Genomic DNA, 11,350 nt, shown 5'->3' with positions numbered 1-11,350 from the left:
CCCGGAAGACGTCTGCCGAATCGCGTGGGCATCACCGCTCCCGCTTTCTGGGCCATGCATGTTGCCCGCCGCATCGATTAGCGAGGTACGCGTCCCGCCTCTCCGTATGGTGACTACATGAACGGGTTCACGGTCCGAGCCGACGACGGCGTCGCACTCAACCGCCGACGGCTCCTGCAACTGGCCGGACTGGCGGCCGTCGCCGCCGGTATCTGCGTGCATCCATCGGCCAAGGCGGCTCCCCCGCCCCACGCGGTGTTGTGTCGCGACGCATGGGGCGCGCAGCCGCCCCGGCCCGGCGGGACACCCCACACCCCCGTCCGCATGACGATCCACCACACCGCGGTCACCCTCGGCGACAACGCCAACGCCCCCGCCCGCCTGCGCCAGCATCAGCACTACCACCAGGACACGCACGGCTGGATCGACATCGCCTACCACCTCAGCGTCGACCGCAACGGCAACATCTACGAACTGCGCAAGCCCGAACTCGTCGGCGACACCGCCACCAGCTATGACCCCACGGGCCACTTCCTCGTCGTCTGCGAAGGCAACTTCGACGAAGAACAGATCACCGAGCAACAGCTCAACGGGGCGGCGCTCGCATTCGCCTGGGCCGCACAGCGATTCGACATCCCCACCGATACCCTCGCCGGGCACCGCGACGCCAGCCACGACACTTCATGTCCGGGCGCCAACCTCTACGCCCACGTCGCCGACGGTGACCTCAAGAACCGCGTCGACGGTCTCCTGGCCGCCGGAACGGTCGACCTCCACACGATCTGCGGTACTGAGGCATCCGAAGCGGTCGCCGATATCGAATCGGGCCTTCGCTGAACCGGTGACGCTGGACGGGATGGCGGCGTCTGCGACCGAGCTCTACCGCATCTCGCGTTACCTCTGTGACGCATGAGGTACGAACCGCAGCTGTCTTCCGCGAAAAACCGACATACCCTCTTACAGCAAACTAATGATAGGGAAATCCCTGATTCCTCCGCCGGGGTATCTCCGTACCGTTTACCTCAGAGGAACCTGAAACGGGCTGATCGTCGAAGTTTCCCCAATCAAGCACAAATGCATAGCCAAACGATGCACGCCTGAGAAGCGGCGCCCACCATTCGCCGCAGCAACCTCGACGCGACCGTCTCCGCCGTGTCGTAACCAAACACGGGCACGGCCTGACATGACGTCGCGCCGCTATGTGAAGGCGGTCCCCGAGCATAAGGACACCACGATGGTCTACCCCAACCCGTACTACGACCACCAACAGCCGGCCGTTCCGTGGCCCGACGGTTATGACGACTCAGATCCTCGGCGCGGCAGGCGGAATCCCGTCGTCGCCGCCTCACTTTCCGGAGGCATCGCAGTTCTGGTGCTGGCGGTCGGCGTCCTGGTCGGTCTCCAGCTCAAGGGATCCGATCCCGACGAGACGACCCCATCGAGCCCGGCACCCTCCGTCGTCGCAAGTGCTCCGAGCGCGCCGGTGCCCTCTGTGCCGCAAGAGCCAACCGCGCCCCGGCCCGCACCGGACACCACACGCTTGGACCGGTCAACCTACGACTCGCTGACTGCGCGTGAATTCGCCCTCATGGCGAAGGATCCCGACGCTTGGGCCCGCCGAAAGATCGTCGTCTACGGCGTGATAACGCAGTTCGACTCCGCGACGGGTGCGACGTCGTTCCGCGCGGACACCGGGCCCGCGCCGATGACGAACGTCTACGACTTCGACCAGAACACCCTCGTCACGGCTTATGACGCGGACATGGTCGCCAACTTCGTGGAGAAGGACCGGGTCACGATGTACGCGGAGGTGCAGGGCGCCATGACCTACGAGACTCAGATCGGCGGCTCGACGACCGTGCCGTCGTTGATGGCCAACATCATCGAGAGCACCAGCCGCCCCGCGGCACGCCCGGCGCCGCCGACGTACCCGGCTCCGCAGCCCGATGTCGAGACCACGAGCGGGAACCAACTGCGCGCGATTGCCGCGAGCGACAAGCCGCTCGTGCTCGCCGACCTCGCCGACAGCTGGGTGCCGCAGGTGAGTTCCAAATGGGTGGGATTGGTCGCCGAAGGACGCACGTGGACCCAGTCGGCGATCCTGGCCGAGCACCAACAACTTCGACAGACCTACCCCGGTGTCCGGCTCCTGTGGTCCGGAGACTGGTCGACGTTCTCCGATTCGAACTTCTGGGTGTCCATTGTGGGACCTTCCTTCCCGACCTCCGAGGGCGCCTTGGCGTGGTGCAGGAACGCCGGGCGCGACCGTGACCACTGCTTCGCGAAGCTGGTCAGCACCACCCATCCGGTCGAGGGGAGCACGGACTACAACTAGCGGCGGTGGCGGTACCGGAGCCCCTACCGCCACCTCGACCACACGTAGGGCACCAGCGCACGCAGGAAGTCCAGATCCGGACCGGGTCGGGCACCGGCGAACGCCTCCTCGAAATACTCCTCGGCGACGAGGAGGATGCCTTCCGCGTACTGCCCGGTGAAGTCGATGCTGCCGTACTCGTCCATCAGGGCGCGGATCCGCAGCACAACCTCCCGCGACCGCTCAGAACGCCGCAACCGCAGATACTTCCGGACGAACTCCCTATCCGCTCCCTGCACCGTGGACAGCAGATGCATCAGCGTCAGCGTCCGCTTGCCCTCGTACAGGTCGCCGAGGATCTCCTTGCCGTACAACCGTTCGTCGCCGATGAGGTTGAGCAGGTCGTCACGGATCTGAAACGCCGCGCCGAAGTGAAAGCCGAAGCGCACCAGCGGGGCAAGCTCCGCGGTGCCCCGGGAACCGACGATCGCGCCAACGCGCAACGGGTGGATCGTGGTGTACCAACACGTCTTGTGCATGATCAGCTCGAGATAGTCCGAGGGGCCCAGATCCTCGTCGTGGTCGGCTTGCCAACCCACTTCGAGCGCCTGGCCCTCGAGCGTGCGCATCGCCATCGTGTCGAACTCGGCCCACACCAGGTCGGCCAGGTTGCGGTCCAGGCGGCGGGTGGCACGCCGCAGCACCTGTCCCGCCACGACGGCCAGTCCGTCGCCTGCGTTGAGCGCCGCCGCGATCCCGTAGCTCGCCGCCAACGTCGGCCTCCCACGACGCATCTCACTGCCGTCGGCGATGTCGTCGTGCACGAGAAAAGCGTTGTGCAGCAACTCGATCGCGACGGCGACACCGAGCGCGTCGTCTGATTCGGCACCGAACGCCCGGCTGGCGGCCAGACACAGTGCTGGGCGCAACGCCTTACCGGGTCGGGACGGATACTCGCGCATCGGCGCATAGAGCCAACGGCCCGGCTCCCCGTCCGGCAACGCGTCCAACATCGCGCGCCGCACCGTGCGCGCCACCTCGCGCAATCGCTCGTCGACCGACGCCACCAGGTCGGCCCGATCGGCCGTGCTGGTCATGACGTCGGCGCTCGCATCGTGAGCGCCACCGGAAGCCACAGGCTGTCGTCGGCGTCGACGAGCAGGGTTCCCCGGTACACGCCCGGTTGCGTTGAGTCCGAAACCTCAAGTGCCACAGCGATTCCTCGGCTAGATCGCGGCGGCATCTCCAGCACCTCCGGGTCCAAGACCAACTCGTGTGAGCTGATCACCGAGCCGCTTCGCGCGAGAAGATCGCTGCACCGCAACCGGATTCGCCCGAAATCTTCGTCGGTGCGATTGTGCAACCACACCACCGTCTCGGCACGTCCGGGTATCGTCGACTCCAGGACAACGCCCTGCTGCCCTCCCGGACCGGACAGGTCGAGTTCCGTCTCGCGAGCCCGGCCGCCACCGAGCAGAAACTGCCCCACCATCGACCACCACGCGCGGGTGAGCTGCTCGAGGTCCGGTGAACTCGGCGCTCGATCCGCCGTCATGGTGGAGTCACCATCCGACCGGGTAAGGCGCACGAACCGGTCGACGAGCTGGCTGGCCGCCCGGAATCCCTCCGCTTGGATCGCGCTCAGTGCGCGGGCATTGGCGGCGGGGTCGAACACCGACGCCCACGGAAGGTCTCCAAGGCTCCCCTCCTCGCCAAACGTGCGGGTCATAAGCCGTTTTACCTCCCCGGCAATAGCCTGCTGATGAGGCGATGCCACGGTATGCTAAGCCCACCCCTGGGGGGAGGAGACGCGAATGGCCACCCTTCACTCCGTGCTCGCGCTCTACGGTGCCCTCGACGACGCCGTCGTTGCCCTTGACGACCCCAACGTCACCGAGACAGTCGAGGCGTTCCTGCCGGGAACCACCGGCCCGGGTCGTCAGGGCTGGTTCGGTGATATCCGACGCTTCGTTCGCGAACTTTCGGTGGATCCTGATCAGACCGAATTTCCCTCGCGCACAGCCGCCTTACGTGAGTTCGGCGAGATGCGCAGTGACACCGAGGTGCAGGAGGACGTCGGCATCGAGCCCGTCGAGATGGCCCGGCTCCTCTACGTCATCGGCGCTCACTGGCAGTTGACCGGTCGCGCCGAGGAGGAGCGCGAGCTGTTTGCGAACGCATTGTCGGTGGCCGTTCCGGGCCCAACTGGGCTCGAATCTGACTCCGGTGGCCAGGCGCTGCTGGATTTGTTCGGCGGCGACCTTCAAGGTCAGGAGAGTTTCCTCGAGGTCATTGAAAGGGCAGCAAACGAGGGACTGGTCAGCGAAGAGCTCCTTCTGTATGTGCGCAGCGCGTCGTACAAGTACGGCATCCGGCGCGACGCGTGCGGCGAGTACGCCGTCTTGAAGGTCAGATATTTCCGCGACGGGTTGACCGTCGACAAAGTGAAGAAGGTGGTCGACCCACTCAACTGGGACAACTGCTGCCCGTTCTTCTGCGACATGAAGCCCATCCCGAAAACGCCGGACAGCTACGGCTGGAGCAGGGTGCTGGAAAGCATCAGCACGTTGTGCGGCGTCGTCCCGGGCTACCGCATCAGGACGGCGATCAAGTACTGGAAGGGCGAGAAGGATGATGGCGCGTTCGTCAACTACGACATCGACGACGGCCGCGCCAACACCACCGACGACGGGTTCACTGTCCTCGACCGCGGCTACATCAGCTTCGAGAAGGAAGAGCGCGGCGTCCGCATCACCACCCTGAAGGAGGTGAAGTTCGCCGGCGTACCGCCGCTCGCCACCCTCATGTTCGCCCTCATCGGCGGATACGCCGCGATCGGCGAGCACATGCTCGTCGACTGCGCACTGAACCCGCCGCCGGGCCTCGTCGGTTGGAAGGTATCCGTTCCCACCGGCAAGCCGGCCAAGCCGATCGATCCGACGGTCTGCGCCTCGGCGGCCGCGCCGGCGCCGTGCGGGTGCCAACAGTCCTTCCCTCCCGCCGTCGCCGAGGCCGTCGACCTGTGGGCCAGCTGCGTCACCGAGGTCTCGACCGAATACGCCGAACTGGTGAACCACTGGGCCCAATGCGGTTTCGATCCGACGGAGATGGCCGAGTTCGGCGCCAAAGTATCCGCCCGGATGGCGACCGACCCCTGGCGAATCTTCGGCCTGATGCTCGGCGAGAGCCCACAACACAAGGGGCACTGATGAATTGCAGCCACACCGTCCGCGGGCCAGCCGGTCGCATCGACGTCGGCGAGCCCCACCCGCAACGCCCCCTACCACACGACTGCACGGCCACGATCCGACAACTCACGGATGTCGCGATCAAAGGCAGCCTCGCCTTCACCACCGCTGCGCTCAACTGCTGGTCGTCACAGAAGACCTGTGCACCGATCGGTGACTGTGGCTGCGGATCCGCGAGCGCTGCGAGCGGCGCCGCGAGTTCTTCGAGCGCCGCCGCGCCCACGCCGGCCAAGCGCACCGTGCACTCGCAGAAGTTCCCGACCATCCGCGTCGAACTGCAGCGTCAACTCGCTTTGGCGACACCTCTGTCCAACGGCTACCACTCCATACCGAACGATCGGATCACATTTCTGCCCAGCGCCGGGAGGGATTCGCAACTGAGGCCGCTCGGCGTCCTGGGACCCACCGAAGTGACCTTCCAGATCAAGGTCGACGCCACCGGACTGCCCGGATCGGTCTACTTCGGCGACGTTCGGGTGGGATATCCGGACGGCAAGGGCGACCAGATCGTAAAGGTGTTCATCGAGCTGTGACCGAACGCGATCACCGGCGAGCGGTCGATGAGTTGCTTGATCGAGCGGTGCAAGCCATCAACCGCGGTGACCGGGCGACCGCGACCTCGTTGGCCGAGCGGGTGCTGGCCGTCGACCGCAGAAATCCCGACGCCGAAGACCTCCTGGCGGCGCCGGCGACCGGCGGCGAACTACGCCGGCTGACGCTGCTGTTCTGCGACCTCGTCGACTCCACCGTGCTCTCGACCCGCATCGAGCCAGAGGCGTACCGCATCATCGTCGGCAAGTACCGCGATCAGGTGCAGCGCATCGTCGACCGCTACGAGGGCCACATCGGGTCGACGAAAGGCGATGGCCTGCTCGTGGTCTTCGGCTATCCCCAAGCCCACGAGAACGACGTCCGCCGGGCGGTGCAGGCCGGGCTGGAGATCACCCGCGACGTGGCCCGGCTCAGCGCGCAGGCCCGCGAGCGCTTCGGCGTCGATGTCAGTGTCCGCGTCGGCGTGCACCGCGGTCTGGTGTATCTCGACACCGGCCAAGACGACGTCTACGGATTCGCCGCGAACCTCACCGCGAGAGTGTCCAGCATCGCGCCGCCGGGCACCGTCGTGGTCAGCGATGCCGTCGAACCACTGATCCGCGACACCTTCGACCTCGCATCGCGGCCGCCACAACCCGTGAAGGGCGTGGAGGAACCGGTTGCTCACCACGAGGTGCTCGGCGAGCGGGCTACACCGACCCGAATTGCCTTGGGCCCGTTGGTCGGGCGTCTCGACGAGCTGACCTACCTCGAGAAATGTTGGGCGCGTGCGCAAGCGGGGACCCTCGAGACGGCGGTCGCGTTCGTGGGTGAGGCCGGCATCGGCAAGAGCCGCCTCGCGCAGGCGGCCGTCGACCTCGCCGAGCAGTCCGGGGCCACAGCCCTCACGGTCTTCGGCTCACCGTTCCACACCACCGCGGGCCTTCACCCCATTCGAGATCTACTCGAGCGCCGTTGTGGCATAACCCGCCTCACCGCCCAAAGCGAACGACTACGCCTGCTCGAGAAGGAGATCACCGACCTCGGGCGGGATCCGACGACCACGGTGCCGCGGCTGGCGCCGGTGCTGGGAATCTCCGCCGAGGCGGGTTATCAAGCAGCCGAAGCCGAAGGCGGCAAGCTGTACGAGGACATCGCCGAGACCATTCACGACTACCTCATCGCCTGCGTCGGCCGGGATTCGGCGCTTCTGGTGATCGAAGACCTGCACTGGTTCGACCCGTCGACGGTGGATGTGGTCGATAGGTTCTTGAACGCCCGGCTCGGCCGCATCCTCGTGGTGATCACTGCGCGGGATGCGACCAAGCTGCCCGGTGACGTCAAGATCTTCGACCTCAATCCCCTGACCGACGACGACACCGACGCATTGATCGTCGCGCTCGCCCCCGAACTGTCCACCGATGTCCGCAGATCCGTGCGGCAGCGATGCGACGGGGTGCCGCTGTACATCGAGGAGGTCGTCACGGCGCTCGACCGCGTGCCGCTGACGGCAGCCCATGACGGGCATGTCCCCGATGCGCTGTACGAGTCGTTGTTGTCGAGGTTGCGCGCGACGCGTAACACCGTGCCCGTCGTGGAGGCCGCCGCCACCATCGGCAGGGAGTTCGACCGCCAACTGCTGCTGTCGGCGACGGACCTACCCGAAGCCGACGTCGACGACGTCCTCGGCGCCCTCGAGGACGCCCGCGTCATCGAACGGACGAGCGCCGACACCTTCCGTTTCCGCCACGAACTGCTCCGCGAGGTCGCCTACGAGTTGTCCCCGCCGAGCGTCCGGCGGGCTTTGCACGGCCGGATCGCCGCGGCCCTGGATGCCGGATCTGCCGACGCGAAGCCCGACTGGCGGCTTGCCGCACGGCATTACGACGAGGCACATCGATTCGACGACGGGGCGACGGCGTACCAGCAGGCCGCTTCCGACGCTCGGCGACGCGGGGCCCTCGGAGAATCCCTCGGCTTCCTCAACGAGGCGATCACACGGGTCGAGCGCATGGCGCCGGGCAGCCACCGCGACCGGCGGGAAGTCGAGATCCGGCTCCGCCGAGGCTTTCTCGCGTCGGCGGTCGAGGGCACCTCCAGCGCCTTGGCAGCCATCGATTTCGAACGCTGCCTGCAACTGGTGGGCACCGAACTCACCGAGGAGTTCCTGACCACGATGACGGCGCTGTACGGCTATTTCGCCACCCGCGCGGACCTCAAACGTGCCGAGCAAGTGCTCACCACCGTTCGCGCCGGCCAGGCGGGAAACGTCGCATGGTTCCTGGTGAACAACGATGCAGGGTTCGCGATGCTGGCGTGGTACCGAGGCCAATTCGTCGCAGCGAGAGAAGGTTTGGAATCGGTGGCGGCGCGCACCGACGTCGGCGCCGGAGAGGACGAGGCGCACTGGTTCACTCCCAACGAGCCCCTGGCGTCGATTTACACGCACCTGGCTGCTGCCCGGCTGGTGATGGGCGACTCCGCGGGTGCGCAAGCAGAATTCGACCGCACCGCTCGCCGCGTCGAACACCTCGGTTTCCCGCAGGGCCCGTACAGCGCCGCCTACGCGCGAAGCTACCAAGCGTGGATGTACATCGAAGCCGGCGACCTCGGCCGGGCCGCAACGACCGTCGCCGCATTGGCGGCCGACGCCGAACGGTATGGGTTCGACGCGTTCGCGCTCATCGCCGCGACCCAGCAGTGCACCGTCGACGGGTTGCGGGCACTGGCCGCCGACGATGTCGAGCCTGCCGCTTTGGAAACGCACATCGGCACCATGACTATGCTCGTCGAAGCCTGGCGCGCAGCCGAAGTACGAATGTTTCTCACCTTCTACGACAGCATCGTGGCGAGGCTCCTGTTCGCGGCGGGCAGGACCGGCGAAGCCCGCACGCGGCTCGACGCGGCGCTGCAGCTGGCAGCCGAAACGGACGTGCACTTCTACGATGCCGAGCTTTCCCGGTTGCGGGCGCACACCGAAGTCGATACCGACGCCCGCGACCGCTCCCTGCGGGAAGCTTTAGCGCTGGCGCGCAGTCAAGGCGCGGCCATCTTCGAATTGCGCACCGCCGCCGATCTTCACCAGCTGGGCGGTGACTCGGAGCGCGAGCTCCTCGCCAATGCCGTCGGGCGGTTTCCGCCGGACAGCACCTGGCCCGAGCTGACCCGGGCACGCGCCCTGCTGGCGTGAAACGGCCCGGAGGCAAGGTCGCCGTCCTCGGCGGCGGCATGGCCGGGCTCAGCGCGGCCTGGCGGCTCAGCGAGCCCGGCTGGCAAGACCGGTTCGACTCGATCACCGTCTACCAGCGCGGTTGGCGACTGGGCGGTAAGGCCGCCTCCAGCCGCGGACCTCACGGCCGCATCGAGGAACACGGGCTGCACATTTGGCTGGGCTCCTACGAGAACGCCTTCGGACTGCTTCGCGAGTGCTATACCGAACTCGACCGCGCCACAACGGATCCCGCGGCTCCGATCCACACCTGGGACCAGGCGTTGATTCCCGCCGACAACCTCGGGCTGGCGGACCGGTGGGGTGACGACTGGCTGACCTGGCTGGGCACGTTCACCCGCAACGACGAGCTGCCGGGCGAGCCGGAGTCGGCCGGACGCGAGATCACCGCCGTCGGCTTCCTGCGTCGGGCCGCGCAGCTGCTTGTCGACTTCACCCGCTCACTGCGCGACACCGAGCCGGTCGGTCTGGTGCTGTCGCCATCCCCGCACCCGCCGTCGGCCGAAACCGCCATCGAATCGGTGCAGCGCGCGGCGCTGGCGGCGCTGATCGCCGCGACCAACCCGCAGTCATCGGCGGCGCCGCTCGACGCTGCCGTCGCCGCCGTCGGCGAGACCCTCGACTGCGAACATCGACCCGATCACCGACGGTCATGGCTGCTGGTCTCGCTCGTGGTGGCGGTGGTTCGCGGGCTCGTCGTCGACAACCTCGTGACCGACCCGCGCGGTTTCCGCGCCATCAACGACGAGGACTTCGGACAGTGGATCCTGCGTCACGGCGCTCATCCCGATGTCCTGGAGTTCCCGTTGATCCGCGGTCTCTACGATCTGGTCTTCGGGTATGCCAATGGCGATCCGCAGCGACCCGCGTTCGCGGCCGGGCTTGCCGTATTCCTCACGGGCCTGGTGCTTTTCGAATACAAAGGAGCGATCTTCTGGAAGATGACCGCGGGGATGGGCGAGATCGTGATCGCGCCCATCTATCAGGTGCTGCACAGGCGCGGTGTCCGGTTCGAGTTCTTCCACCGTGTCGACAGCCTGCACCTGGACGCGGAACGCCGACACATCGAGGCCGTCGGTATGGGCCGCCAACTCGCACTGGCCGACGGCGTCGACGAGTACCAGCCATTGGTGCGGATGGGTGGGCTGCCCGTCTTCCCGAGCGAACCGCTCGCCGAGCAGGTTCGGGGTCGCCCCGGAATGCACACGCTCGAATCGCATTTCGGCGACCGCTGCGACGTCGAGCAGCGAACACTGCGGCGTGGAATCGATTTCGATCATGTCGTGCTCGCGGTGTCGCTGAGCATGGTGGAACTGGTCGCCGCAGAGCTCATCGACGATCAGCCCGAGTGGCGGGCGATGACCCACCACGTGCGGACAGTCGCGACTCAGGCGTTCCAGATCTGGCTGCGACCGGACGAACCGGCCTTGGGCTGGCCCCGCCCGGGGGTGACGACCAGTGCCTACGTGCCTCCGTTCGACACGTGGGCCTCGATGCCGCAGACGTTGTGGGCGGAGGGTTGGCCGGCCGACGATCGACCGGGCACCGTCGCCTACTTCTGCGGCGCCTTCGACGCGGCGTGGCCGGCCGACGAACCCCATGACGACTACGTCCGCCGCAGCCGCGACGCCGTGCACGCCGCCGCCGTCCAATATCTCGACCACGATGTCGGGCTGTATCTGCCCGGTGCGACAACCGCCGACGGCTTCGCGTGGCACTTGCTCTGCGGCGTCGACGGGCATCGCGGACGCGACGCGTTGGCCACCCAGCATGTCAGCGTCAACATCGATCCGTCCGACCGCTACGTGCAATCGGTGCCGGGCTCGGACAAGTACCGGCTGCGCCCCGACGAGGGCGGCTACGACAACCTCGTACTGGCGGGAGACTGGACCGACTGCGGCATGAACGCCGGGTGCATCGAGGCCGCGGTCATGTCCGGGTTGCAGGCCGCCAATGCCCTGCTGGGCCGCGGCCGCTTCTACCGAATCCGCGGCTTCTATCTGCCCTGACCACGTTGCCGGACACAGT

Annotated in this window: 8 protein-coding genes; 6 read left to right on the top strand and 2 right to left on the bottom strand. The window is 66.9% G+C overall.

From position 1 onward, the window contains the following. Positions 1–117 precede the first annotated feature (117 nt). Complete coding sequence (locus AU193_RS02955) at positions 118–837, top strand: N-acetylmuramoyl-L-alanine amidase (RefSeq protein ID WP_253867583.1); 720 nt, start codon at positions 118–120, stop codon at positions 835–837. Positions 838–1,183: 346 nt separating this feature from the next. Continuing rightward, positions 1,184–2,335, top strand: a complete 1,152-nt coding sequence (locus AU193_RS02950) for a hypothetical protein (protein ID WP_064420864.1) — start codon at positions 1,184–1,186, stop codon at positions 2,333–2,335. 23 nt (positions 2,336–2,358) lie between these two features. Here AU193_RS02950 and AU193_RS02945 read toward each other — a convergent pair whose 3' ends face one another. Together AU193_RS02945 and AU193_RS02940 are read right to left on the bottom strand one after the other, a co-directional pair. After that, the gene (locus AU193_RS02945) at positions 2,359–3,411 is read right to left on the bottom strand and encodes a polyprenyl synthetase family protein (RefSeq protein ID WP_064420953.1); all 1,053 of its coding nucleotides are present in this window, start codon (positions 3,409–3,411) and stop codon (positions 2,359–2,361) included. Then, positions 3,408–4,043, bottom strand: coding sequence for a hypothetical protein (locus AU193_RS02940; protein WP_064420863.1), 636 nt, complete (start codon positions 4,041–4,043; stop codon positions 3,408–3,410). The genes AU193_RS02945 and AU193_RS02940 overlap by 4 nt, the downstream gene beginning before the upstream one ends. 85 nt (positions 4,044–4,128) lie before the next feature. On the opposite strand from AU193_RS02940, the gene AU193_RS02935 reads away from it, so the two are divergent. From AU193_RS02935 to AU193_RS02920, 4 genes are read left to right on the top strand one after another with little or no spacing between them, the layout of a single operon-like run. Beyond that, positions 4,129–5,523, top strand: coding sequence for a hypothetical protein (locus tag AU193_RS02935; protein WP_064420862.1), 1,395 nt, complete (start codon positions 4,129–4,131; stop codon positions 5,521–5,523). Next, positions 5,523–6,095, top strand: coding sequence for a hypothetical protein (locus AU193_RS02930; protein WP_064420861.1), 573 nt, complete (start codon positions 5,523–5,525; stop codon positions 6,093–6,095). Before AU193_RS02935 ends, AU193_RS02930 begins: the two co-directional genes overlap by 1 nt. Continuing rightward, positions 6,092–9,283, top strand: a complete 3,192-nt coding sequence (locus AU193_RS02925) for an adenylate/guanylate cyclase domain-containing protein (protein WP_064420860.1) — start codon at positions 6,092–6,094, stop codon at positions 9,281–9,283. The genes AU193_RS02930 and AU193_RS02925 overlap by 4 nt, the downstream gene beginning before the upstream one ends. 38 nt (positions 9,284–9,321) lie before the next feature. Beyond that, the gene (locus tag AU193_RS02920) at positions 9,322–11,331 is read left to right on the top strand and encodes an FAD-dependent oxidoreductase (protein WP_082682812.1); all 2,010 of its coding nucleotides are present in this window, start codon (positions 9,322–9,324) and stop codon (positions 11,329–11,331) included. Positions 11,332–11,350 lie beyond the last annotated feature (19 nt).

The sequence above is a fragment of the Mycobacterium sp. GA-1285 genome (assembly GCF_001499905.1).
In the GTDB taxonomy this organism is placed as follows: domain Bacteria; phylum Actinomycetota; class Actinomycetes; order Mycobacteriales; family Mycobacteriaceae; genus Mycobacterium.
Note: the sequence above shows the minus strand (reverse complement) of the source record. Positions and strands in the feature narration are given on the sequence as shown.

Coding starts and splice junctions, on each gene's coding strand:
- AU193_RS02955 (WP_253867583.1), top strand. CDS start 118: ATGAACGGGTTCACGGTCCGAGCCGACGACGGCGTCGCACTCAACCGC.
- AU193_RS02950 (WP_064420864.1), top strand. CDS start 1,184: ATGACGTCGCGCCGCTATGTGAAGGCGGTCCCCGAGCATAAGGACACC.
- AU193_RS02945 (WP_064420953.1), bottom strand. CDS start 3,411: ATGACCAGCACGGCCGATCGGGCCGACCTGGTGGCGTCGGTCGACGAG.
- AU193_RS02940 (WP_064420863.1), bottom strand. CDS start 4,043: ATGACCCGCACGTTTGGCGAGGAGGGGAGCCTTGGAGACCTTCCGTGG.
- AU193_RS02935 (WP_064420862.1), top strand. CDS start 4,129: ATGGCCACCCTTCACTCCGTGCTCGCGCTCTACGGTGCCCTCGACGAC.
- AU193_RS02930 (WP_064420861.1), top strand. CDS start 5,523: ATGAATTGCAGCCACACCGTCCGCGGGCCAGCCGGTCGCATCGACGTC.
- AU193_RS02920 (WP_082682812.1), top strand. CDS start 9,322: ATGGCCGGGCTCAGCGCGGCCTGGCGGCTCAGCGAGCCCGGCTGGCAA.